This window comes from Methylococcus sp. EFPC2, assembly GCF_016925495.1.
Lineage (GTDB): Bacteria > Pseudomonadota > Gammaproteobacteria > Methylococcales > Methylococcaceae > EFPC2.
In genome coordinates this window covers 2,057,706-2,078,840 of sequence record NZ_CP070491.1, presented here as the reverse complement: position 1 = coordinate 2,078,840, position 21,135 = coordinate 2,057,706, and the positions used below count along the sequence as shown (strand labels likewise).

The 21,135-nt window shown below is 61.5% G+C and carries 19 protein-coding genes, 2 tRNA genes and 1 pseudogene; 12 read left to right on the top strand and 10 right to left on the bottom strand.

All coding sequences use genetic code 11. The features are described from left to right. Positions 1-38 precede the first annotated feature (38 nt). The 3 genes from pyrF (at position 39) to JWZ97_RS08715 (ending at position 2,554) form a co-directional block, all read left to right on the top strand. Positions 39-779: an orotidine-5'-phosphate decarboxylase gene (gene pyrF, locus JWZ97_RS08725; protein WP_205434368.1), complete on the top strand. Its 741-nt coding sequence runs from the start codon at positions 39-41 to the stop codon at positions 777-779. A gap of 90 nt (positions 780-869) precedes the next feature. Further along, a complete protein-coding gene (locus JWZ97_RS08720) occupies positions 870-1,601 on the top strand; it encodes a sulfite exporter TauE/SafE family protein (RefSeq protein ID WP_240342552.1) in 732 nt (243 codons plus the stop codon). Positions 1,602-1,612: 11 nt separating this feature from the next. After that, complete coding sequence (locus JWZ97_RS08715) at positions 1,613-2,554, top strand: sigma-54-dependent Fis family transcriptional regulator (RefSeq protein WP_205434367.1); 942 nt, start codon at positions 1,613-1,615, stop codon at positions 2,552-2,554. A gap of 64 nt (positions 2,555-2,618) precedes the next feature. Here the strand turns inward: JWZ97_RS08715 and JWZ97_RS08710 are convergent, their stop codons facing one another. The 3 genes from JWZ97_RS08710 to cheY all read right to left on the bottom strand — a co-directional run bounded on the left by JWZ97_RS08710 (position 2,619) and on the right by cheY (position 4,193). After that, positions 2,619-2,939, bottom strand: a complete 321-nt coding sequence (locus tag JWZ97_RS08710) for a heavy-metal-associated domain-containing protein (RefSeq protein WP_205434366.1) — start codon at positions 2,937-2,939, stop codon at positions 2,619-2,621. Positions 2,940-3,041: 102 nt separating this feature from the next. Beyond that, positions 3,042-3,737, bottom strand: a complete 696-nt coding sequence (locus tag JWZ97_RS08705) for a protein phosphatase CheZ (RefSeq protein WP_205434365.1) — start codon at positions 3,735-3,737, stop codon at positions 3,042-3,044. Positions 3,738-3,818: 81 nt separating this feature from the next. Beyond that, positions 3,819-4,193, bottom strand: a complete 375-nt coding sequence (gene cheY, locus JWZ97_RS08700) for a chemotaxis response regulator CheY (RefSeq protein WP_205434615.1) — start codon at positions 4,191-4,193, stop codon at positions 3,819-3,821. A 190-nt stretch (positions 4,194-4,383) separates the two neighbouring features. On the opposite strand from cheY, the gene JWZ97_RS08695 reads away from it, so the two are divergent. Together JWZ97_RS08695 and JWZ97_RS08690 are read left to right on the top strand one after the other, a co-directional pair. Further along, a complete protein-coding gene (locus JWZ97_RS08695; RefSeq protein ID WP_205434364.1) occupies positions 4,384-6,858 on the top strand; it encodes a glycogen/starch/alpha-glucan phosphorylase in 2,475 nt (824 codons plus the stop codon). A 198-nt stretch (positions 6,859-7,056) separates the two neighbouring features. Next, a complete protein-coding gene (locus JWZ97_RS08690; protein WP_205434363.1) occupies positions 7,057-8,136 on the top strand; it encodes a calcium/sodium antiporter in 1,080 nt (359 codons plus the stop codon). 9 nt (positions 8,137-8,145) lie between these two features. Here JWZ97_RS08690 and JWZ97_RS08685 read toward each other — a convergent pair whose 3' ends face one another. The 4 genes from JWZ97_RS08685 to JWZ97_RS08670 are packed head-to-tail and all read right to left on the bottom strand — an operon-like array spanning position 8,146 to position 11,472. Continuing rightward, positions 8,146-8,697: a DUF2058 domain-containing protein gene (locus JWZ97_RS08685; RefSeq protein WP_205434362.1), complete on the bottom strand. Its 552-nt coding sequence runs from the start codon at positions 8,695-8,697 to the stop codon at positions 8,146-8,148. 51 nt (positions 8,698-8,748) lie between these two features. Beyond that, entirely contained in the window at positions 8,749-9,024 is a 276-nt protein-coding gene (locus tag JWZ97_RS08680) for an EscU/YscU/HrcU family type III secretion system export apparatus switch protein (RefSeq protein ID WP_205434361.1), read from the bottom strand. After that, positions 9,021-10,565, bottom strand: coding sequence for a flagellar hook-length control protein FliK (locus JWZ97_RS08675; protein ID WP_205434360.1), 1,545 nt, complete (start codon positions 10,563-10,565; stop codon positions 9,021-9,023). The genes JWZ97_RS08680 and JWZ97_RS08675 overlap by 4 nt, the downstream gene beginning before the upstream one ends. A 16-nt stretch (positions 10,566-10,581) precedes the next feature. Beyond that, positions 10,582-11,472: an HDOD domain-containing protein gene (locus JWZ97_RS08670; RefSeq protein WP_205434359.1), complete on the bottom strand. Its 891-nt coding sequence runs from the start codon at positions 11,470-11,472 to the stop codon at positions 10,582-10,584. Between the two features lie 133 nt (positions 11,473-11,605). On the opposite strand from JWZ97_RS08670, the gene gltX reads away from it, so the two are divergent. The 3 genes from gltX (at position 11,606) to JWZ97_RS08655 (ending at position 13,222) form a co-directional block, all read left to right on the top strand. Then, positions 11,606-13,009 carry a glutamate--tRNA ligase gene (gene gltX / locus JWZ97_RS08665; protein WP_205434358.1) on the top strand — a complete coding sequence of 468 codons (1,404 nt, stop codon included), beginning with the start codon at positions 11,606-11,608 and terminating at the stop codon, positions 13,007-13,009. A gap of 44 nt (positions 13,010-13,053) precedes the next feature. Then, a tRNA-Ala gene (locus JWZ97_RS08660) sits at positions 13,054-13,129 on the top strand. A 17-nt stretch (positions 13,130-13,146) separates the two neighbouring features. Beyond that, a tRNA-Glu gene (locus tag JWZ97_RS08655) sits at positions 13,147-13,222 on the top strand. 117 nt (positions 13,223-13,339) lie between these two features. Here the strand turns inward: JWZ97_RS08655 and JWZ97_RS08650 are convergent. From JWZ97_RS08650 to JWZ97_RS20335, 3 genes and pseudogenes are all read right to left on the bottom strand, one after another. Continuing rightward, complete coding sequence (locus JWZ97_RS08650; protein WP_205434357.1) at positions 13,340-13,558, bottom strand: hypothetical protein; 219 nt, start codon at positions 13,556-13,558, stop codon at positions 13,340-13,342. A gap of 9 nt (positions 13,559-13,567) precedes the next feature. Beyond that, positions 13,568-13,744 carry a hypothetical protein gene (locus tag JWZ97_RS20045; protein WP_240342550.1) on the bottom strand — a complete coding sequence of 59 codons (177 nt, stop codon included), beginning with the start codon at positions 13,742-13,744 and terminating at the stop codon, positions 13,568-13,570. Between the two features lie 30 nt (positions 13,745-13,774). After that, positions 13,775-13,930, bottom strand: a pseudogene (locus JWZ97_RS20335) (recombinase zinc beta ribbon domain-containing protein); the annotation flags it as partial. Positions 13,931-14,425: 495 nt separating this feature from the next. Here JWZ97_RS20335 and JWZ97_RS08640 point away from each other — a divergent pair. The 4 genes from JWZ97_RS08640 (at position 14,426) to JWZ97_RS08625 (ending at position 21,114) form a co-directional block, all read left to right on the top strand. Beyond that, complete coding sequence (locus JWZ97_RS08640) at positions 14,426-14,605, top strand: hypothetical protein (protein WP_205434355.1); 180 nt, start codon at positions 14,426-14,428, stop codon at positions 14,603-14,605. Between the two features lie 219 nt (positions 14,606-14,824). Beyond that, a complete protein-coding gene (locus JWZ97_RS08635; RefSeq protein WP_205434354.1) occupies positions 14,825-15,295 on the top strand; it encodes a hypothetical protein in 471 nt (156 codons plus the stop codon). 324 nt (positions 15,296-15,619) lie between these two features. Continuing rightward, the gene (locus tag JWZ97_RS08630; RefSeq protein WP_205434353.1) at positions 15,620-17,842 is read left to right on the top strand and encodes a phospholipase D-like domain-containing protein; all 2,223 of its coding nucleotides are present in this window, start codon (positions 15,620-15,622) and stop codon (positions 17,840-17,842) included. Continuing rightward, positions 17,839-21,114: a DUF6603 domain-containing protein gene (locus JWZ97_RS08625; RefSeq protein ID WP_205434352.1), complete on the top strand. Its 3,276-nt coding sequence runs from the start codon at positions 17,839-17,841 to the stop codon at positions 21,112-21,114. Before JWZ97_RS08630 ends, JWZ97_RS08625 begins: the two co-directional genes overlap by 4 nt. Positions 21,115-21,135 lie beyond the last annotated feature (21 nt).

Below are 21,135 nucleotides of genomic sequence, written 5' to 3'. Positions count from 1 at the left end.
CCGGCCCGGCGTCTCGTTTCGTCTTCCCAGGAGATTCCATGAGTGAATTGTTGTCCACCAAATCCATCCCCGTCGCCGAGCGCTTGATCGTTGCCTTGGACCTTCCCAGCATCCCGGAGGCTCAGGCCTTGGTCGAGGAATTGGGCGATGCCGTGGTCTTCTACAAGGTGGGTATGGAGTTGTTCATGGCCGGCGACTATTTCGGCCTAATCGATTGGCTGAAGGCGCGCGGCAAGAAGGTGTTCGTCGACCTGAAGTTTTTCGACGTGCCGGAAACCGTGGGCCGGGCCATCCGGGCCTTGAGCCAGCGCGACGTCGATTTCGCCACGATACACGGCAACGATGCCATCATGGCCGCGGCAGCGCGGGAAAAAGGCACGCTCAAAATCCTGGCCGTAACGGTGTTGACCAGCCTGGATCGCGGTGACCTCGACGATCTCGGCTTTTCCTGCGACATCGAAGCTCTGGTGGCTTCGCGCGCGCGCCGCGCCCTGGCGCTGGGCTGCGACGGCGTGATTTCGTCCGGCCTCGAAGTGCCTCTCTTGCGGCGCGAGGTGGACGACAAACTGCTGGTCATCTCGCCCGGCATACGGCCGGTCGAAAACCGCCCCGCCGACGATCAGAAACGGGTGGTGTCGGTCGAGCAGGCTTTCCGTAACGGCGCCGACTACATCGTGGTCGGCCGGCCCATACGCGACGCCGGCGACCGGCGAGCCGCCGCCCTGGCGGCTCAGGCGCAGATCGCGGCGGTGTTTTCCTCACCGGCATCCGACGCTTAATCGCGACTGTGTGATATGACTCGGTAGCATGCGGGATATCACGCATGGCGCTGTTTTTATCCCCTGACCTTTGATATCGTGCGGCGCCGTATGGAACATCTCGAATCCGGTTTTAGCACATCCTATCTGGTCGCCCTGGTCATGGGGCTGTTCAGCGCGCTGCATTGCCTGGGTATGTGCGGCTCCATCATAGGCTCCCTGACCTTGAGCCTGCGGCGGGAAATCCGCGAGAGCAAGGTGTTGCTGGTGCCGTTCGTGTTGAGCTATAACCTGGGCCGCATCACCAGCTATACCGTGGTCGGCTTCCTGGCGGGCCTGCTGCACAACGCCCTGATGTTGCCTTTCGAGGGGCAGGGGCACCGCGTCCTGCAAATCATCTCCGCGCTGATCATGGCCGGTGCCGGCCTGCATATCGCCGGCTGGTTCCCGCGTTTCGCCTATATCGAGCGTGTCGGCGCGCTGATATGGGCGCGCCTCGAGCCGTATGGGCGGCGTTTGATACCGGTCGAGACCCTGCCGGCGGCGTTCGTGTTCGGCATGATCTGGGGCTGGCTGCCCTGTGGTCTGGTCTACGCGGCGGTCACCTTGGCGACGACGGCAGGGAGCGAAATAAGAGGAGCTCTTACGATGCTGGCTTTCGGCATCGGAACTTTGCCGGCCGTGGTCGGCGTCGGTATAATGACCTCATTCATGGTGCGTTTATCCAGTATGCGGAAGTTCCGGCAGCTCGCCGGGATATCCCTGATACTGCTGGCCTTGCTTGCGGCGTTCCCGTGGCTGAATCCCATGGTCATGCATGGTTTACATCGAATGGAGACTTAGAGGGTGAGCTTATGTTTGAGTCTATGATCGGGCAATCCCCTAATTTCGAGGCGCTCCTCAGAAGCGCGAGAATGGTGGCGGCTACAGACGTCACCGTACTGGTGGTCGGCGAAACGGGTACCGGCAAGGAAGTCCTCGCCAATGCATTGCAGCAGTACAGTCCGCGTGTGGACAAACCGTTCATCACGCTGAATTGCGCGGCGTTACCGGAGGCTATCGCCGAGTCCGAACTGTTCGGGCATCGTCGAGGCGCATTCACCGGGGCGGTGGCTAATCAGGTCGGACGTCTCCCGGCCGCCGACGGCGGCACGCTCTTTCTCGATGAAGTCGATTCCCTGCCTTTGCCTTTGCAGGCCAAGCTGTTGCGTTTCCTGGAAACGGGGGAGATACAGCCGGTGGGCGATACCCAGACGCAAAACGTCAACGTGCGCATCATCGCCGCGACCAATGCCAGCCTGGAAGAAAAAATCGCCCGTGGCGAATTCCGCAAGGATCTTTATTACCGGCTGAATGTGGTTCCCTTGGTGATCCCGCCGCTGCGCGAACGGATGTGTGATATCCAGCTATTGCTGACTCATTTCATCAAGCGCTTCGCGAGCGAGCATGGTCTCCCGGTGTCGAGTTTCGGCAAGACCGCCTTGTCCCGCCTGCAGGCATACCCCTGGCCCGGCAACGTGCGCGAATTGCGCAATCTGTGCGAGCGCTTGTCCATACTCCTGGCCGGAAGGGTCATCGAGGAGAGCAATCTGCCTTCCGAAATCGTCAGTCTGGCGCCGGCCGAAAAGCCCTTGTTCGCTCTGCCCGAGTTTGGCATCGATCTGGAAAAGGTCGAAATGGATTTGATCCGCCAGGCGCTGGTGCGAACCAATGGCAATCGTAGCCGTTCCGCCCGCTTGCTGGGCATCAGCCGTGATACCTTGCTCTACCGCATGCAGAAATACGGTATCAACTGATCCGCGTCTACGGTTCCCGGTTTCGATTGAACGCCTCTCCGGAGGCGTTTTTTGTGCTTGACGCCTAGCGAACAGACCAACGAATCGCTCGCAAGAGCCCGGCGGACAGACCGGTCAACCAGCGCCGGATCGCAATCAACTGTTGCCTGTGTATGCGCGCGGGACAACGGTATCCCAGCTCCTCGATCGAGCCCATAAGATCGCCGTGACGGATGTCGCGACGCAGACCGATGACGACGACCCTTTCTTTTTCCGCGCTCGCGTACACGGCGGTGACTCCGGGCAATGCGATCAAGGCAAGTTCGAGGCGGGCTTCGCAGTCCCGGCCACGCATGCCGCCGACCTCGAGTCTTAGGGTGACGGTGCGCTTCGAGCCGATTCGCACGGGCGAACCATGGTATGTAGTCGGCGGTGAGTAAGGCCCGACGTGTCTGCGTCCGATGAAAAAGCGATGCGAGGGAGAACGGGCGTGGCCCGATCTTGAGGACTAGAATCCGAAGTTTTTAAGTAAATCGTCCACGTCGGACTGGGACACGGTTTCTGGTGGCTGATCCGCGGCCACGATCGTTGGAGATGGCTTCTTACCTTCATCTTGCGCACCAAACGTCGCTACCAACTTGACGAGCTCGAATTCGATTTCGCCGACCTGCTTGATGACCTTTTTGATGGTCTGGCCGGTGAGATCTTGAAATGACTGAGTGGTCAGTATGTTGATCATATCCTCTTCAAGCCGTCCACGAAACTGCTGCAGGTATTCGACTGACTCCGGCGGGCCTTGAACCTGGCTCAGATGACCGTCGAGCGCGCTCATCCCCACCAGATAGGTTTCCACGATACCCATGGTCTTGTTGGCGGCTTCTTCCGTTTTTTCGATCACCATTTGCAGTTTGTCCACGGTGTTGGGCATTTCGCTTTCCGCGATTTCCCTTACCTTGGGGTCGATGGTGTCGCGAAATCCGCGGATGGCATCGTGCAGCTTGCGCGTAACCCGGCCCACTTCTTTGTAAAGCTCGCCCTGGTTTTCATGCGCGATACGCTCGATTGCACTTTCCGCGGTGTCATAGTCGTTCAGCGAAATGGCTTCCATGAACGAAACCATATCATTGAACAGATCGACCCGCGGGTCGTCGCCATGGCTTATTTTCTTTTCGATGAATTCCTTTGCATTGACGATGTCATTCATGATGCGATCCGGAGCGATAAGTGACAGGTACGCGAGGCGCGAGAGCTTCGCCGCAAAAAAGCTGAGCGTCTGCGTAACGCGCTAGCCGCCCAGTTTTTCGAATACTTTGTCGAATTTTTCTTTGAAAGTAGCCGCGGTGTAGGGTTTGACGATGTAGTTGTTGACCCCGGCTTGTATCGCTTCGATGACCATGCTCTTTTCCGCTTCGGCGGTCACCATCATCACCGGCAGATTCTTGAGGTTTTCATCGGCGCGGATTTTTTTTAGCAGCCCCAGTCCATCCAGGTTGGGCATGTTCCAGTCGCTGACGACGAATCCATAATTGCCCGCCTTGAGCTTATTGAACGCATCATTGCCATCCTCGGCCTCTTCGATGTTATCGAATCCCAGTTGTTTCAGGATGGTGATATTGATGCGGCGCATGGTGGCGAAATCGTCTACCACGAGTATGCGCATTTTTGGATCTGGCATAACGGCTCTCCGGGAGTCTTTAGTTTTGCGGCGGTAAAGTGTATGACAGCTCGGCTTCAAGCTGGCCGAAGTATAGATCAAGAAACGGGGGCAATTTCCGCGCGAAGCTACACGCCGGCACGCCGTTGCTTATACACTAGGCCCAGCCTACAACGCCCGCAAGGAGAATAGCGCCATGCCCGCCCTCAGTGACGATACGCTCGATCCAGCCGATTTCAAGGATGTGGCCAAGCTCAAGCAGGCCCTGGTAAACCGGCTGATCTACACGATAGGCAAGGATCCGGTGGAAACGCAGCCGCGCGACTGGTTTTTCGCGCTGGCCTACGTGGTCCGCGACGGATTGACCCAGCGCTGGCTGGACACCCTGCGCACGCACTATCTGCAGGACGTGAAACGGGTGTACTACCTGTCCATGGAATTCCTCATCGGCCGGGCTTTGGTCAACAGTCTCGTCAACATGGGGCTGCTCGATACGTTTCGGCAGGTGCTCGAAGACGTCGGTCTGAATTTCGAGGAGGTGTGCGAAATCGAGGAAGAAGCCGCCCTGGGAAATGGGGGCTTGGGCCGTCTGGCCGCCTGTTTCATGGACTCTCTGGCCACCCTGCAGTTGCCCGGATTCGGCTTCGGCATACGCTACGAATACGGCATGTTTTCGCAGAGCATAGAGCGCGGATGGCAGGTGGAGCGTCCGGACAACTGGCTGCGTTACGGCAATCCGTGGGAGTTTCCCCGGCCCGAAGTGCTTTACCGAGTGCAGTTCCGCGGCCGCGTGGTCGAGTATCGCGATCCTCAGGGCCAGCCGCGCTTTCAGTGGCTGGATACCGAGGAGGTCATGGCCATGGCCTATGACACGCCCATACCGGGTTATGGCGGAGCGACCGTCAACAATCTGAGGTTGTGGTCAGCGAAAGCCACCCGCGATTTCGAGCTCAAGTACTTCAACGAGGGTAATTACATCCGCGCCGTCGAGGAAAAAAACGGTTCGGAAAACCTTTCCAAGGTCTTGTATCCAGACGACACGACGGCGATGGGGCGCGAACTGCGTCTGAAACAGGAGTATTTTTTCGTCAGCGCTTCGTTGCAGGACATCCTGCGCAAGTTCAATTCCGACCATCGGCGCTTCGAGGACTTGCCCGACGAAGTCGCCATACAGCTAAACGACACCCATCCGGCCATCGCCATACCGGAGTTGATGCGCTTGCTCATCGACGAACACGGCGTGGTATGGGAAACCGCCTGGGATGTGACGGTCAGAACCTTTTCCTACACCAACCACACCCTGTTGCCGGAAGCGCTCGAGACCTGGCCGGTACGGCTGTTCGAAACCCTGCTGCCGCGGCACTTGCAGATCATTTATGAAATCAACTTCCGCTTTCTCCGCGAGGTGAGCCATCGCTATCCGGGCGACATGGATCTGACACGCCGGGTTTCCTTGATAGACGAAGACTCGGAGCGGCGGGTGCGCATGGCCTATCTGGCCATCGTGGGCAGCCATAAGGTCAACGGGGTTGCCCGCTTGCACTCGCAATTGATGCAGGCGACCATATTCCGCGATTTCGCCCGCTTGTTTCCGGATCGCTTCATCAACATCACCAACGGCGTGACGCCCAGGCGCTGGTTGAACCAGAGCAACCCCGGGCTGGCTGGCTTGATCACCCGCGCCATCGGGCCGGGTTGGGTGTCGGATCTCGATCGGTTGAAGGCCTTGGAGCCGTTGGCGGACGATCCGGCATTTCTGGACCAATTCCGCGCGATCAAAGCCGAGAACAAAGTCAGGCTGGCGCAAAGCGTATGGGCACGGCAGGGCGTCGAACTGCTTCCCGATGCGCTGTTCGACGTGCAGATCAAGCGCATCCATGAGTACAAGCGCCAGTTGCTCAACCTTCTGCACGTCGTTACCCGTTACAACCGGCTGAGAGCCGATCCGACGCTTGCCGCGCCGCCACGCTGCGTGATTCTGGGCGGCAAAGCCGCACCGGGTTATTACATGGCCAAGCTCATCATCAAGCTGGTCAATGATATCGCCGAGGTCGTCAACAACGATCCCGCGGTCAAAGGCCGTCTGCAAGTCGTCTATGTGCCGAATTACAATGTCTCCCGCGCCATGGAATTGATCCCGGCCGCCGAGTTGTCCGAGCAGATTTCCACCGCGGGCACCGAGGCTTCGGGCACCAGCAACATGAAGCTGTCACTCAACGGCGCGCTGACGGTGGGTACGCTGGATGGCGCCAATATCGAAATCTGCGAGGAGGTTGGCGAAGACAATATCTTCATCTTCGGGCATACCGCCGACGAACTGGACGAGTTACGGCGGCGCGGCTACAACCCGTGGGATTATTACCACGCCAACGCCGAACTGCGGCAGGCTTTGGACATGATCGAGTCGGGCTATTTCTCGCCGGACGAGCAGGGCCGGTTCCGCCCCCTGGTGGACGCGTTGCTGACCGGCGGCGACCGTTATGCCCTGATCGCCGACTACGGGGCTTATATCGCTTGCCAGGATGAAGTGGATCGACTCTATCTTCAGCCTACGGAATGGGCGCGCAAGGCCGTGCTCAACGTCGCCCGGTCGGGAAAATTCTCCAGCGATCGGACGATACGCGAATACACCGATCTGATCTGGGACGTGAAGCCGGCCCAGCCCGGCTGAGGCGGAAGCAAACCGTACCGGCTCGAATCAGCCACAACCCCCATTCGCCCGTCGCCGTGCCGAGGCAGGGGGCAGTCCTTGCTTTTGAAGTTCGCAGTCGATACCGCTTCGGTTTTGTCGAGGGCCCATCCTGCAGGCACAAATCCGCTCGTCCGGCCTCGGGTGGAAATCAATAACAATATGAGAGGAAACTATTCGATGCTAACTACTTTTTTACTGATCGCGGGGCTGGTCCTGTTGGTCGCGGGCGCGGAATTTCTTGTGCGCGGGGCTGCGAAGCTGGCTGTTTCATTCGGGATTTCGCCGCTGGTGGTGGGATTGACCGTGGTGGCTTTCGGTACCAGTTCGCCGGAACTGGCCGTCAGCGTGGGGGCGGCGTTTGCGGGTGAAGCCGACATCGCGGTCGGCAATGTGGTGGGCAGCAATATCTTCAACATCCTTTTCATACTGGGACTTTCCGCTCTGGTGGCGCCGCTGTTCGTGGCTCAACAGTTGATACGCCTGGACGTGCCCATCATGATCGGTATTTCCCTGTTGTTGCCGATACTGGGCTTGGACGGCCGCATAGGCCGGCTCGACGGGCTTTTGCTGTTCACCGGCGTGATTGCCTACACGGTGTTTCTGATCCGCCAGAGTCGACGTGAAAACCGGGCGGTACAGGATGAATACGCCCAGGAATATGCGGTCGGCCCGGAGGAACAGACGCCTCTGGCCTGGGGCAAAGACGCGGCCTATATCGCCGGCGGAGTGGTGATGCTGGTGCTGGGTTCGCGTTGGCTGGTTTCCGGAGCGGTGAGCGTTGCCGAGTATTTCGGCGTCAGCGAGTTGGTCATCGGTTTGACCATCGTGGCCATGGGAACCTCATTGCCGGAAGTGGCGACCTCGGTGGTGGCCAGTTTGAAAGGCGAGCGCGATATCGCCGTGGGCAATGTGGTGGGCAGCAATATTTTCAATATTCTGGCCGTGGTCGGATTGACGGCCACGGTGGCTCCGGGCGGCGTGCCGGTGGCCCTCGACGCGCTGCGCTTCGACATTCCCGTCATGATCATGGTGGCGCTGGCCTGCCTGCCCATATTCGTGACCCACCATTCGATCTCGCGCTGGGAAGGCGGTTTGTTCCTGGCCTATTACCTCGCCTATTTCACCCACATCGTGCTGGCCTCGGCCGGCAGCGCCGCGATGCCCAAACTGGACAGCGTGGTGTTCGCCCTGTTGTTGCCGTTGACCGCCCTGATTGCGCTCGTAATGCATAGGCCTGCGGCGGAAGAACGGGCTTAGCGGGCAGAGTCACCACATCAGGTCGTCCGGAACCTGATATTGCGCATAAGGATCGTCGGCGGGAGGCTCCTCCGCCGGCGGTTTGGCGGCATGCTGCAATACCACGCTGTCCGGGGAGCGGGCGCGCAGCTTGTCGGCGATCTCGGCCGGCACCAGTTCATAACCGCTTTCCAGCCGGACGATGGCCAGCAGGCCCTTGATGATCCGTTCACGGTTCGGGTCCGAGACATAGAGGCGTTTCACCTTGCCGCCATCGGCGAAGTTGAACGGCGTTTCGCTTTCGCCTTTGGCTACGCGATGGGCTTCGACGAGTTGGCGGATCTGCGCCTGCAAGGCCTTGCGTTCGGCGTCCGCCTGGCGTTGCTGGTTGAGCTGGCGATCGCGTTCCACCTTTTCGGCCTGGGCTCTTTGCGCCCGCAGCCTTTCCTGCTCGGCGTCGGCGGATGGCTTTTGTCCGTGCTGGCGCTTGGCTTCTTTCTGTTTTTCCTTCGCCGCCTGTTTCGCCTGTTTCTCGTTGACCAGGCCGGCTTTCAACAACTGATCGCGCAAGGCATTACTCATGGGGGTAATTCGCTGAATGTGTTTCGAACGGGACCATTTTATCCCAAGGCGTCAGTCCTCCGGGTGTTTTCCGCTCAGCAGATAAGCGAAGGCGATGACTTCTGCGACCGCCAGATAAAGCTCGCGCGGGATTTCGTCCCCCAGGGGCACATTGGCTAACACTTTGATCAGAGCAGGGTCTGGGTGCAGAGGAATAGCGTGTTCCCGTGCCAACCGGATGATTTGCTCGGCAACGTCGCCCGTCCCCTTGGCTGTGACGCGCGGAGCGTGGGTTCCGTCGTAGTGCAATGCGACGGCGATATCCGGCGGGTTGATGACCTTGTTCATGCGCGTTCGCTCAGCAAGCCGGCGGGCGGAATCGGTGCACTAGCATGGATATCGGCGGGCGCGCCAGGCAAGGTATCGAGTTGGCCGATTGCCAATCCGGCCTGCTGCAAACGGGCGGCCAGAACATCCAGGTGGGCGTCTATGAGCCGGGCGGTGGCGGGGCGATCGCTCCAGAAATAGCTGTCGATCTGTCCGCCGGTCAGGCTGATGCGGCTATGAACGGTGCCCAATCCCGGCGGGTTCAGTTCGAGGACCACCGACCAAAACGCCTGTTCCCGACCGTCGCGCCGGATGTGCTCGCGCAGGATCTTCAGCTTGGCCGATTCGGCCTGGTTACCGTCGGTGTAGGGGATTTGCAGCTGCCAGAGCACCTGTTTGCCGTCGATTTGTGGCTGCGAGGCCAGTTGATCCAACACGATACGGGCGAGTGCGCCTTCCGCTTTCAGCAACAGGTTGCGCAGTTCCGGAGCGTCTGTCCCCAGGCTCCGCAGAGTCTGCGTCGTCGCGTCGGCCGCGGGCGTGTCTTTCCGGTCGATGGCCAGAGTGTCTCCGGCGGCCTGCCGCACTATGCCATGGGTTTCCAGTTCGCCGCTGTCTACCGCCGTATGGTGTGGCACGGAGGGCCGCGCGCTCTCGGATCCGGGGCCTTCGACGTCTGCAGGCGGTTGCCCGGTGGGCTGTGCGGTGGGGAATGTCATGCCCAGCATGTGCCTGAAGGCGGAAAATAGGCTGCCGCCGCCTTGAGTCCCTGGCGCCGAAGCGCTTGCCTGCGGCGGGTTGGACGGCGCGGATGCGTCGGGGGTGGCCAGGGTTTTGCCGGCGGACGCGGCTTGCCCGCCGAGCCCCGCGATTTCCGCTCCGGCGGTCGGGGCGAGGCCTGTGTGCGATGAATCCGCTGCGGGATTTCCGACACTCAGCCGGGTTTCCAGTTGTTGCACCAGATTCAGCAGCCGTCCTTTCAGATCGATGGGAGGTGCCGGTGACTGATCGTCTCGGCCGTAGGCCGCCAGGCGGGATTCGAAAAACAAGCCGGAATTTTCCACCGCTTTTTTCAGGCCGGCGGGGGTGGTCAGGTCGGACCTTGTCGCCAGGCTGTCGAGCAGCGTGCGCAGCGTGCTTGTTAGCGTGTCGGTTCGCGAGGTTGCGGCTAGCGTCGAAGCAGGCTGTTGCAAGGTCTCCAGCAAAGTGCTCGCAAGCTCGTTCAAGCCGGCTTGACGGGGCAAGGCGGAACGTATCGCCGACTGTATGGCCTGACTCGTCGGGTCGTCCTGGATGGCCTGCGGAAGCACGCGTAGCTGAGGAACGTCACCCAGCTTGATGACCTCCAGCTTGAGCCGTTGGCCCGGCGCCAAATCGAGGTCGCTGCGCGCGCGCACGCTGGGACCGCTATCGCCCAGGCTCAACAAATAAGCGGTTGGAGCCAGCCGGCTTTCGACCCGTGCATCCAGCAGTTGTCCGGGCTGCAGTTGCGCCAGCAGATCGCCGGCTCCCTTGGGAGCCGCCGGTGTCGGGAGTAGGGCGGATGGAAAGCGTATCTCCATGACCGGCCCGGCCCCCCTACCTGGTCAGCATCTGCTGAATCTGGAAGATGTCTTCCTTGGCCAGGCCAAGCACATCGCGGCTGAGGTCGGCGTCGGCTTCTTGCGGTATCAGTTTGCGGTAGGCCGGTATCTCGTCCATGCGCGGATTTTTGTGTACCTGCAGGGTGCCGACGAAACTATGCAACTGCGACAGTATGACCAGATCGGTGTAGTCGGCGTCGCCGGCGTGATCACGCCACCAACTTTCCGCCTCCGCGACGACCGTTCCGAAGTCGTCGGGGAAGTTCCATTTTCGTATCACGGTGAGACCGATATCGCCGCGCAAGGCCTGGATGGTTTCGTCGATCTGTTCTGGGCTGTCGATCAGGTCGGGATGCCGGTCGGCGAAGGTCAGGATGGGCACCACGCCGATGTCGTGGATCAAGCCTGCCAGCATCGCCCGATCCGGATCGAAACCGCGGGTCTTGTGGGCCAGTACCGCACTGATGGCGGCCACATAGCTGCTATGCGCCCATAAATCCTGCATGCGTTTGTGGATGCGGGCCGACTTGGCGACGAATACGCCCTTGAGGGCGAAGCTGGTGATGAAATGCTGGGCCGCCTTCAGGCCCAGGCGGGTGAGCGCCTCGGGACAGCTTTCGATCTTTTTGCGTCCACGGTAGAGGGGGCTGTTCGCGATATGGATCAATCGGCCTGTGATGGCGGGGTCGATCTGCACCACTCGGGCGATCTTGGCATTGTTGGCCTTCTCATCGTTGATCGCCTTGCGGATTTTCAGGGAAATGTCCGGCAGGGTCGGCAACAACATGTTTTCGGAACGCAATTCTTCCATGCAGTGACGCAGCAGCCGATTGGTGTGCTCGGGATTGAGCGCGGCGGGCGGAGCGTTGGCGGTCAGGCTGTTCATGAGGCCATGATGCCGCATATGGATAGCGAAAAACAGCCGTTGCTCCGGCGTTGGGTGGCATGGCACGCTCTGAAGCGTGCGGTACGTTTTGCTATCATGGCGGCCTTTTTTCAAGTATCCGTCGAACTTTCCCATGAGTATCCGTACCCGATTCGCCCCCAGCCCCACCGGTTATCTCCACATCGGCGGTGCGCGCACCGCGCTGTTCTCCTGGCTGTATGCGCGCAAGCACGGCGGCACCTTCATCCTGCGTATCGAAGATACCGATCTGGAACGCTCCACGGTCGAATCGGTCAACGCCATTCTGGAAGGTATGACTTGGCTGGGCCTGGAATATGACGAAGGCCCCTTCTATCAGACTCACCGTTTCGACCGTTACAAGGAGGTCATCCAGCAATTGCTCGATTCAGGCCACGCCTACCCCTGTTATTGCAGCAAGGAGGAACTGGATGATCTGCGCGCTCGGCAGATGGCCAATAAGGAAAAGCCGCGCTACGACGGCCGCTGCCGCCACCGCACCGAGCCGCGGGATGGCGTGCAGCCGGTCATTCGCTTTCGCAATCCGGACGAGGGCGAGGTGGTCATAGACGATCAGGTGAAGGGTAGGGTGGTGATACAGAACGCCGAACTGGACGATCTCATCATCGCGCGCCCGGATGGCTCGCCGACCTACAACCTTTCGGTGGTCGTGGACGATCTGGACATGCGGGTCACTCATGTCATCCGTGGCGACGATCATCTCAACAACACGCCCAGGCAGATGAACATCCTGAAGGCTCTCGGGGCCGCGCTGCCGATCTATTCCCATGTGCCCATGATACTGGGTGCGGACGGCGCGCGGCTGTCGAAGCGGCACGGGGCGGTCAGCGTGATGCAATACCGCGACGAAGGCTATCTGCCCGAGGCGGTGATCAATTACCTGGTACGTCTGGGCTGGTCGCGCGGCGACCAGGAAGTGTTCTCGCTGGACGAGATGATCGAATATTTCGACATCGACGCCATCAATCATTCGGCTTCCAGCTTCAATCCCGACAAGCTGCTGTGGCTGAATCATCACTATCTGATGCACAGCGATCCGGTACATGTCGCTCACCATTTGCGCTGGCATCTGGGGCAGCTCGGCATTGATCCGACCGAAGGGCCGGACCCGGTGGACGTGGTCGTCGCCCAACGGGAGCGCAACAAGACTCTGGTGGACATGGCACAGGCCAGCGCTTTTCTGTATCGGGACTTCGACAAATACGACGACAAAGCTGCGCAAAAGCATTTGACCGAAGGCAGTGCGGTGATCCTCGCCGCATTGAAGGATAGGCTCGCGGCTTTGATGGGCTGGGAGAAGGCGGCCATCCATGCCGAGATAGAGGCCTTGGCGGCGGAGCGCGAACTCAAAATGGGCGCCGTTGCCCAACCTTTGCGCGTGGCGGTCTGCGGCGGCACCGTATCGCCGCCTATCGATATCACCTTGGAATTGCTCGGTCGGACCAAGACGTTGGCTCGAATCGAGCAGGCTATCCAATTTATTTCAAAAAAAGGATAGACAGGTAAGGATTAGGCCTGTAGAATGCACAGCTCAAGTCGCTTGGGGCCATAGCTCAGCTGGGAGAGCGCTACAATGGCATTGTAGAGGTCGGGAGTTCGATCCTCCCTGGCTCCACCAACGACTTACCGTCCTAAGTCCCCATCGTCTAGAGGCCTAGGACACCGCCCTTTCACGGCGGCGACCGGGGTTCGAATCCCCGTGGGGACGCCATATTGATATAACTCGGGGGCAGCACTGCCCCCAGTTTCGTTTCACCCTCCAACGCCAGTGTTTTCGTGCCATCGAGGACGATAGGCTGGCAGCGGACGGGGCCTTTCAGAAAAGCCTTCAAGGCCCGCCGCGCGCTGGGCCATCGCCTTGCAGCAAGGCTTTCACGTTACGCATGCCGTCTCTCAGTAGTGCCCGGATACGTTGCCCATCGATGGATGTATCATCGATGGTAGCCACTTGCGCCTGCCCCTCCCGGAGTTGAGCCATCCGCGCCTCTGGCTGCCTGATTTCTTGCACGATCATAGCGGAGGCCAAGCTTTGGGCGATGGCGGTCATGAAGTTGTCCTATTCCCGTTGTAGTGGCTTGAGTTCTTGCTGGATCTGCGCCGGGCGTTGGCTCGTTTGCGTCTTCATGCACTCGCTGAGCCGCTCATGGGCACGCTGGATCACGTAACCGACGGCCTCGGGTGTCAACACGCTTCGGTTAGTCGTCGCGATCACCAATCGATCCAATTCATCCATGCGCGCTCGGTTGTTATTGGGACAGACCGTGGAACCGCGATTGCGATTAGTGGAGCAGCCGTAGGAGTAGATTTTTTCCCGCTTGCCCGACACAGCCGTACGTCCTCCCAGGACGACGATATTGCCGCCACAGCACTCGCAACGGAGGAGACCGCCCAACTGATATGGCGATTCGCGTTCCAACACCGGATGCCCATGGGCCTGTCTGTCTTTTCTAGCTCATAGACCATATTGCCCGCTACACCGAGCGCCTTCCCCCAGCGGGTCCCGTCCCGATCGACGTCCGACTCGCATCTGTCTCGACGGGATCCCGCCACCAGAGCTGGTTATCGCTGGTGATGCAATAAAGCGTATCCCCGCTGCCGGCTATCGCGACGGTATCATTTGCTTCGCCAATTTCACACCAAACAATGTCAGCATCCGGCAGGATGCCGCCGCTAGCGTTTGTTATCCGTTGTCGCGATGAAAAGCTTGCCGTCGAGCGACATGAGCGCGCGGCCGGAGTTCGCATGGCCGGCGTGTTCCCAATCCCATGGCACGCGTTGCTGGAGTCGACTGAAAACGTTGCGCGTGCCTTGCGTTACAACAGGGTCTAACCCCAGCTCGCTCATTCCGTCGGACCTCGCCGTGTTGAAAACGGTGCCGTTGCGGGATTAGACGCCCATCGTCGCTCGGCAGGCCATGGAAACGATGCAGCAGCAAGCCGAGCGGATGGATTCTGCGGTCAAGGGCTTGTTCGCCGCCGGCAAGCGTGAGGCAGCCCAGGCCCGGGCACTGGCGTTCGAACGGGAAACGCCGGCCAACCCCGCGGTGACGCTGACCGCCGAGGTAAATTTGTCACAGTGGTTTGGTGAAATATGACATGGTGTTCTGTTCCGTTAATGAGGCCAAATACGGCCCTGCCCCGCGAGCGGGGCCGTCCGCAGGATGGCGCCGATTCGACGGGCAGGTAAGGAACGGGCTTTAAGCCCTTTGGAACGAAGGCGAACCCGGCCGATTCGGCCCTGCCCCGGCTGCGAACGGCCCGGGCTGCATCGGGGCGTATCGCCTTCGCGGACATCGGAACCAAGGAGCACTGAAATGACTATGAAAACACTGTCCCTGCTGGGAGCGAGCGTAATCGGACTCGGCCTGAGCGGCGCCGCCGGCGCGGCTCAGGACCCCAACTACTACGAGTGCAGCGGCAGGAATGCCAGCCTCACCCTCACCATCGGCAGCGACACCCAGCCGGGCATCCTCCCGGCGGCAACGACGCTCCAGCTCCAGCTGGGCACGAGGAATTACCGCTTCGACAGGGAAGAACTCACCTCCGAGCCGACCCTGGTCGGCGACCTGTGGGAAGTGACCCTGGAACACATCCCCGACCTCTACCTCAAGCATGCGTCGGTGATCATCCCCGACATCGCGCTGGGGCGGCAGCCGGTCGCCTTCAACAGCCAGCTCATCCTGACCACGGTCCACACCCCCTTCAGCCCCCAGGTCTTCGAGGGCGTGGTCAATCCCTCGAAATACATCGACCTCAGATGCACGGCTTCGCTGGTCTATTTCTAGCAGACCGCTGAAGCAGTCCACCCAGGCCGTCAGCGTACGCCGCCGGAAATCGCGGTTTCCCGGCGGCACGAGCGCTACCGACGAATTTCCGAACGCGTCGGTCGAGACGAACCTCGGAAATCCATTTGAACAAATGCGATGGATGGCCTGAATCACGGATTGAGGAGCGGGGGATGGGTCTTCCTACCCCGGGTACCCATGTCGACGGCTCTTAGGGCGCAACTTAGGACTTGGGTTCAGCGCCGGGCTTCCTTCGGGCCCGGCTCCCATGCCGCGACTTTTCCGATCACAAATGCCGGGAGCCATCCGGCAAAGGAGGCAATTGTGAGCACCGTTACGGGCCGCGTCATAGACGAATTCGGGACACCATTGCCGAATCTCACTGTAGAGGCACTGGGAGACTGGCTGCTAACTCAGGAGCAATTGAATGCAAAGGATGCCAAATCCGACGAGCAAGGGCGTTTTACTCTGGAAGTGCCGGATCTGGTTGGCATACCCGACCAGCCCCTCGTTTCTTTTCGATTCCGCGTCGTTGACGACGTGCGACGGCCTCTGATCAAGGATCGGGAACTTGCCGGCACCATCGCCATCCACGCACTCGGCGATATCCAGATTCGGCGCGCCGATAAGGAGGGACTGTTGGTCACCCAGCTTACCGGAAAGGCGGAAATGGTATCCTCGGGCAACAACATGGAACTCCTGGTCGACGGCAGCGAGGCGTTCGGACGCATCGCCGATGATATCCGCTCGGCAACCCGCTCCATCAATATGACGCAGCTGTTCTTCGCGCTCCCGGAGCCGAAACGCAACAGCAGCGAGGAACCGCCACAGTTGATCTTCAAGTTCCTGCGGTGGCTGGACACACCCGAAGGAGCATGGCACGACCCACCGATCATTCCCCATGATCCCAATCTGACCGGCAATCAACCGCCGGCGGTACCGCGCGGGGAGACCTTGCTGAGTAGCGACGCTCGCCCCGAACGGCTGCTCGTCGATGCCGCCAGGAGTGGCAAGACGGTTCGAATACTGCTCAACGAACCCGGTCTCAGCTGGCCCGAGGGCATCTTCTGGCTGGCGGTGCTTACCCCCCTCGCCGCCGGCCTCGGCGTGGGTGGCGTCAACCTGCTGGCCGCCTGTATGGGCGTTGGCTTCGCCATCTTTCCCATCGCTCTGGCACTCACGGTGGTCGCCTACTTCGTCGAATTCGTGGTGGTGAAGATAAAACTCCAGAACAACACCGACGTCGACGAGGCCAGACACTACTTCGGCATAGCCACGGAATACGTCGAAGCGACGACCCACCCGATCGCCGTGCGCGGTTTCCGGCAAGCGGCGCCGGACAATGGCGTGCTGCACTGCAAGATGGTCATCACAGACGAGCAGCGGGCGGTGGTGGTCGGTTCGCCTTTCACTCAGCGCTACTTCGACTATTACGGCCACCGCATCGACGATCCGCACCGGGGCGCCAACACCGACGACATGGTGCACGACCTGAGCGTCGCCGTGACTGGCCCTGCCGTGCGCGATCTGTATGACACCTTCCGGCTCTTCTGGAACGAGGATCTGCCGGAATTGGAAAAAATCCCGGAAATGCCGCCGCTGACGGCCCAAGCAGGAAACGGGCCCAAGGTACAGGTGATCCGCACGCTCAGCGGGCAGCGCTTCGCAAAACTGGGTGGCACCAGCGAGAAAGGCATCCTCGAGGCCTACCTACGCGCCTTCGCCTCCGCCCGACACTACATCTATCTGGAAACCCAATACTTCACCGATTCGGTCATTACCGACGGTCTCGTCGAAGTCCTCAAAAAGAAGCCGAATCTCGAACTGATCCTGGTGGTACCGATCAAGCCGGACGTACCGTTCTATCCACGCCGGCAGGCCCTGCGCATTGCCCAGTTGCGGGCAGCCGGCGGCGACCGGGTCGGCGTCTTCACCCGCTGGAGCTATGACGGCAATCGCCCAAACAATGCCCGCCCCTGGGTCGCGCCGGTTTACATCCATGCCAAAGGCGCAGTCGTCGACGACGCTTGGGCCACGGTGGGATCGGCCAACCTCGACGGACTCTCCCTCGACTACAACCTGCTGTTGAGCCCGCTCGTGTTCGGCGAAACGACTGCGGCGGAGCTCAATCTCTCCGTGGTACCGGAGGTAGCCGGTGCGACCACCCCGTTCGCGGAGACGATGCGACGACGTCTGTTTGCAGAGCATCTCGGACTCATCGATGCGCACGGCAAGCCGGATCCCAACCATACGGACCTCGCACACGGTACCAATTACAACTGGGTGCGAGACCTTTGGCGGCCCAAGGCAGTGGAGGCGCTCGCACACATCAAGGCGGCGCGGCGCGAGCCACTGCCCGGCTTCGTGCTCGAATATCCGCAAGAGGACGGGGGTTCACTGGATACGCCGCGCAAGCACTTGGCGGCCTTGGGCATCCGTCTCGAAATCAACGACGCCGTGGTGCGGCCCATTTCCGGAACGAGAGGTTTCGATTTCTCCACCGGAAGCTGGCGCAAATCCCCCGAACATGAGGACTTCCGGCGATGAGCTTCGAACAGCGGTTACTAGCAGGAGTGGCCTCGGCCCTCACGGCGGTCGGGTCCATCGTCAAGATGGCCGATGGTCCCAAGTTCATTTTGGCCAAGCTCGGCTGGGAGCTGCCGCCGTCGGTTAGCGACATAGGCCTGGCCGGGCTGGACATGGCCCGGCTGAGCGATGGGCTGGCCCGCTGGACAACGCTGGAAGCGGATACGGCCAGCTCCGATGAGGACCGGGCCGCGGCCTTGGGCGATCTCGCCCTAGCCGCCGTAGCGCTGCTCGCCGAGTTGACCAAGCTACATCTGCAGGCGCCCCAAGAATACTTGGACCGGTCCGGGATCCGCGACGAATTCCTCACCCGCCTGCTCGACCTGTATCTGATACAGTCCCTTGCGGTCGCCGCTCGGCCGGCGTTCGACATCGCAGTTGCTCTCGGTTGGTTCGAGCTCCGAAGATATCCGGCCGATCCGGAGCGGTTCCAGATCGAGCACATCCGGCACATCGTCCACTGGGACCGCATTCCCCTGCTGTTGAGCGACCCCGCCAAGCTGCTGCGGGACACTTACGGCTGGGGTACCGCCCGTTACGATGCCAACACCTTGGTAGTCCGGCTGGGCGGCGTGCTGCAGCACATTGCTGCGGACGTTCGGCGACGCGAATTGCCGGCGCTGCCCCTGAGCCGTCTGCACGGAGGAACGCCTCCCGCGCATCCGCCTCAGCTGCAATTGCTTTGCCCCATTCTCAGCGCGTCCACGCGGGTGAATGCCGAAGCCGGCCTCTCGGTTTTCGGCTTGCCCCCGACGACGCCCGGCGGTAGCGACGGCGGCTTGGGTTTCGCACCCTACGCAGACGGGGGGACGACCGTACGCATTCCCCTGTCCTCGACTCTGTCCCTAGGAATCACCGCCGACGCCGACCTCGGCAGCGGTCTTGCACTGGTATTGCGGCCCGGTGTCAGCCCCGCCCTGCGTACCGGACTGAACCAGACCATCGCAGGCACCGCCCCGACCGGAGCCGGTGTGCAGATCGACCTGACCCTCAGCCCACCGAATGGCGAAACCACGGTCAACCTGTTCGACACGAGCACTGCCCGGGCCGCTGCGGCCAGCCTCGCGCTTGCACTGGAGGTGCGCGTAGAGGGCGCCGGCACGGATGCGGAACTGAGCCTGCGGCTCTGTGACTGCGAATTGGCCCTGTCTTCCGGCGATTGGCCCCCTCTTCTGGACAACTTGGCTGGCAATGGCAGCCTGGTCGCCAAAGCCGATGTCAGTCTGTCCTGGTCGCATCGCCACGGCGTCCGGTTGAATGGCCGGGCCGGTTTGAAATTCGAACAAGCGATAGGACGCGTGCTCGGGCCGTTGTCCCTCGATGTCTTAAGCATCGGCCTGAACTGCGGCGACGCAAGTGTGGAGTTCGCTGGTGCGATCAGCCTCACGGCTCGACTCGGTCCTGTGAGTCTCTCGTTCGATCAGGTCGGAGTGCGGGCCGGTATTGTTCCGGGCCCCGGAAATCTTGGGTCCGCCAACCTGGCGATCCGGCCGGTCTCCCCGACCGCAATCGGTGTCGCGGTCAACGCCCCCACCGTCACCGGCGGCGGTTTCCTACGGTTCGATCCGGCCAAGCAGGAATATGCCGGCATGCTCCAGCTGGAGATCGCCGAGGCCCTCTCGGTCAAGGCCGTGGGTCTCCTTACCACCCGCATGCCCGACGGCAGCTCCGGCTATTCCCTGGTGATCCTCATCGCCTCGGAAGGCTTCGCGCCGATCCAGCTGGGCTTCGGCTTCACCCTCACCGGCCTCGGCGGATTGCTGGGCATCCACCGCACCGTCGCCGTGGACGTGCTGCGCGGCGGCCTCAAGAGCGGCACCCTGGGCTCCCTGCTGTTCCCGCCCGATCCCATTCGCAACGCTCCCCAGATCGTCAGCGATCTGCGCGCGGTGTTTCCCCCGGTCCGCAACCGCCACGTGTTCGGCCCCATGGCCCAAATCGAGTGGGGCACCCCCACCCTGTTGACCCTGCAACTGGCGCTGATCCTGGAAATGCCGGAACCGGTGCGGTTGGTCGTGCTGGGAAGGCTGATGGCCGATCTGCCCAGTGCCGATCATGCCCTGGTGCGGCTGCGCATGGACGCAGTGGGGCTGATCGATTTCAACCGGGAAGAGATCGCCCTGGACGCCACCCTCTACGACTCCCGACTCCTGGAGTTCGCGCTGACCGGCGACATGGCCCTGCGCGCCTGCTGGGGCGCCAATCCCGACTTCATCCTGGCAGTGGGCGGCTTCAATCCGCGCTATCCGGTTCCGGCCGGTTTTCCCCGCCTACAGCGCCTGGCCCTGAGCCTGGGCGACGGCGACAACCCCAAGCTGCGCTTCGAGTCCTATTTGGCGCTGACCTCCAACACCGTGCAATTCGGGGGCCGCCTGGACTTCGCCTATTCCGCCTCCGGCTTCACCCTGGCCGGCTTCCTGGGAATGGATGCGCTGTTCCAGTTCGATCCCTTCGCCTTCGTCGCCGAGATCGCCGCCCAGGTGGCGCTCAAGCGCGGCCGCAGCACCCTCATGGCGGTGGGGCTGAACCTCAGCCTGGCCGGCCCGACGCCTTGGCACGTGTGGGGCAAGGCCACCTTCAAGATCCTGTTCTTCAAGGTCAAGATCGGCTTCGACCACCGCTTCGGCCACGACCGGCCGGCGCCGCTGCCGGCGCCGGTGGACGCCCTGGCGCTGCTGGCCGCGGCCCTCGGCGACCGCCGCAACTGGAGCGCCACCTTGCCTCGCGGCGAGCCGGCCGTCGTCACCCTCCGGGAATCGGCCGCGCTGCGGCTCCATCCCCTGGCCGAGCTGAGCGTGCGCCAGCGGGTGCTGCCCCTCAACCGGACCCTCACCCGCTTCGGCAACGCGCCCCTGGCGGGCGGGGCCACGGCGTTCACGGTGACGGCGGCGGGCGCCCTCCAGGCTGGCTATCTGCAGGAAGCCTTCGCCCCGGCCCAGTTCCAGGACCTCAGCGACGACGACAAGCTGGCCCGGCCCGCCTTCGAGCCGGGCGATGCGGGCCTGCGCTTCGGCACCGAGGGACTGGCCTACCGCTACGACGAGGTGGCGGAGGGCACGATCCGCTACGAGACCCTGATCGTCGATCCCAGCCGTCCGACCGAGCGCCAGGTCGAGCCCTACACGCCCACCGCCACGGCACTCGCTGCCGCGGCCGACTACGCCGCCGCGGCCCAGGCCCCCATCCGGCGCAACCCCGCCAACCGCTACCGCGTCCTCGAACGGGCCGTATGATCCCATCTTCCCCAGGAGGCT

Coding starts and splice junctions, on each gene's coding strand:
- pyrF (WP_205434368.1), top strand. CDS start 39: ATGAGTGAATTGTTGTCCACCAAATCCATCCCCGTCGCCGAGCGCTTG.
- JWZ97_RS08720 (WP_240342552.1), top strand. CDS start 870: ATGGAACATCTCGAATCCGGTTTTAGCACATCCTATCTGGTCGCCCTG.
- JWZ97_RS08715 (WP_205434367.1), top strand. CDS start 1,613: ATGTTTGAGTCTATGATCGGGCAATCCCCTAATTTCGAGGCGCTCCTC.
- JWZ97_RS08705 (WP_205434365.1), bottom strand. CDS start 3,737: ATGAATGACATCGTCAATGCAAAGGAATTCATCGAAAAGAAAATAAGC.
- cheY (WP_205434615.1), bottom strand. CDS start 4,193: ATGCGCATACTCGTGGTAGACGATTTCGCCACCATGCGCCGCATCAAT.
- JWZ97_RS08695 (WP_205434364.1), top strand. CDS start 4,384: ATGCCCGCCCTCAGTGACGATACGCTCGATCCAGCCGATTTCAAGGAT.
- JWZ97_RS08690 (WP_205434363.1), top strand. CDS start 7,057: ATGCTAACTACTTTTTTACTGATCGCGGGGCTGGTCCTGTTGGTCGCG.
- JWZ97_RS08685 (WP_205434362.1), bottom strand. CDS start 8,697: ATGAGTAATGCCTTGCGCGATCAGTTGTTGAAAGCCGGCCTGGTCAAC.
- JWZ97_RS08680 (WP_205434361.1), bottom strand. CDS start 9,024: ATGAACAAGGTCATCAACCCGCCGGATATCGCCGTCGCATTGCACTAC.
- JWZ97_RS08675 (WP_205434360.1), bottom strand. CDS start 10,565: ATGGAGATACGCTTTCCATCCGCCCTACTCCCGACACCGGCGGCTCCC.
- JWZ97_RS08670 (WP_205434359.1), bottom strand. CDS start 11,472: ATGAACAGCCTGACCGCCAACGCTCCGCCCGCCGCGCTCAATCCCGAG.
- gltX (WP_205434358.1), top strand. CDS start 11,606: ATGAGTATCCGTACCCGATTCGCCCCCAGCCCCACCGGTTATCTCCAC.
- JWZ97_RS08650 (WP_205434357.1), bottom strand. CDS start 13,558: ATGACCGCCATCGCCCAAAGCTTGGCCTCCGCTATGATCGTGCAAGAA.
- JWZ97_RS20045 (WP_240342550.1), bottom strand. CDS start 13,744: ATGGATGAATTGGATCGATTGGTGATCGCGACGACTAACCGAAGCGTG.
- JWZ97_RS08640 (WP_205434355.1), top strand. CDS start 14,426: ATGGAAACGATGCAGCAGCAAGCCGAGCGGATGGATTCTGCGGTCAAG.
- JWZ97_RS08635 (WP_205434354.1), top strand. CDS start 14,825: ATGACTATGAAAACACTGTCCCTGCTGGGAGCGAGCGTAATCGGACTC.
- JWZ97_RS08625 (WP_205434352.1), top strand. CDS start 17,839: ATGAGCTTCGAACAGCGGTTACTAGCAGGAGTGGCCTCGGCCCTCACG.